At 53.0% G+C, this 1,257-nt stretch carries 2 protein-coding genes; one reads left to right on the top strand and one right to left on the bottom strand.

Going from position 1 to position 1,257, the window contains the following annotated elements; all coding sequences use genetic code 11:
- Positions 1-292: sugar phosphate nucleotidyltransferase (locus COY37_RS07125; RefSeq protein WP_286977000.1), on the bottom strand; the 292-nt coding region annotated here is incomplete at its 3' end.
- Between the two features lie 131 nt (positions 293-423).
- Here COY37_RS07125 and rfbD point away from each other — a divergent pair.
- Positions 424-1,257 (top strand): dTDP-4-dehydrorhamnose reductase (gene rfbD, locus COY37_RS07120; protein ID WP_286976997.1); only part of this gene is annotated, 834 nt, incomplete at its 3' end.

Genomic DNA, 1,257 nt, shown 5'->3' with positions numbered 1-1,257 from the left:
CCTGGATGAAGGGCTCGGCTATCTTAACGGCGTGGGCGAGGCCCAACGGGGCTTCTTGCTCGATGTAGGTGATGGCGACGCCGAACCGGCTGCCATCGCCCACAGCTTGCTTTACCTCGTCCTTCGTCTCACCAACGATGATACCGATCTCGGTGATCCCCGCGGCCCGCACCGTTTCGATCGCATAAAAGAGGATCGGTTTGTTGGCCACCGGTACGAGCTGCTTGGCGCTGGTAAAAGTGATTGGCCTCAGGCGCGTCCCGGTTCCGCCGCTTAAGATTAAACCTTTCATACAACTATCCTCCAGCAGAAAACGCATAGTACGGGAATGAGCTATTTATTAATTCACGTAATCGGGAAAGTTTAAACAACAAAAGAATGCCGCCATCCAACCATCGCTTCGATGGATAAGGAGGAGGGGTTTTGAAGGTACTTGTAACAGGTGCGAAAGGCATGCTCGGCACCGATATGGTCGATGTCCTTTCGGGCGAGCACCGGGTCATCGGGGTAGACATCGGCGAGGTGGATATCACCGATGCCCGTGCCACCGAAACACTCATTTTTGAAGCAGAACCCCAGATCGTTGTTCATACGGCGGCGTACACCGACGTAGATGGCTGTGAAAGCAATATACGCCACGCCTATCGCGTGAACGCTATAGGGACGCGAAACATCGCCCTGGCATGCCGAAAGGTCGGCGCGGCAATGCTTTACGTCAGCACGGATTTTGTTTTCGATGGGGTCAAGAGGGAGCCTTACCTTGAGCGGGACCGGCCGAATCCGCTTAACGTCTACGGCTTTTCTAAGTATGCCGGCGAGCAGTTTGTGGCAAGCCTTCTTGCCGAGCACTATATTATTAGGACCGCCTGGCTTTATGGCGAAAACGGCAAGAATTTCGTCACCACCATGATGAGGTTGGCTGATGAACAGGGGAAACTCAAGGTGGTCGACGACCAATTCGGCTCTCCGACATATACGGTTGATGTTGCTCTGGCCGTTGCCCGTCTTATTGCGACGGGGAAATATGGAATATATCATATGGTTAACACCGGTCAGGTATCATGGTGTGGCTTTGCGCGAAAGGTGCTAGAATTAAGTGGGAGGCACCGGGTACCCGTTAAGCCTATATCTTCAGAGCAGTTGAGCAGGCCGGCAATAAGACCCGCATACTCCGTTTTACAAAACAGCGCGCTTGAACTAACTATTGGGGTTACGATACGCTTGTGGGAAACCGCACTCGAGGATTTTATTGGGAAC

The sequence above is a fragment of the Candidatus Aquicultor secundus genome (assembly GCF_002791875.1).
In the GTDB taxonomy this organism is placed as follows: Bacteria; Actinomycetota; Aquicultoria; order Aquicultorales; family Aquicultoraceae; genus Aquicultor_A; species Aquicultor_A secundus.
The sequence above is the reverse complement of the archived record's forward strand: the minus strand, read 5'-3'. Positions and strand labels throughout refer to the sequence as shown.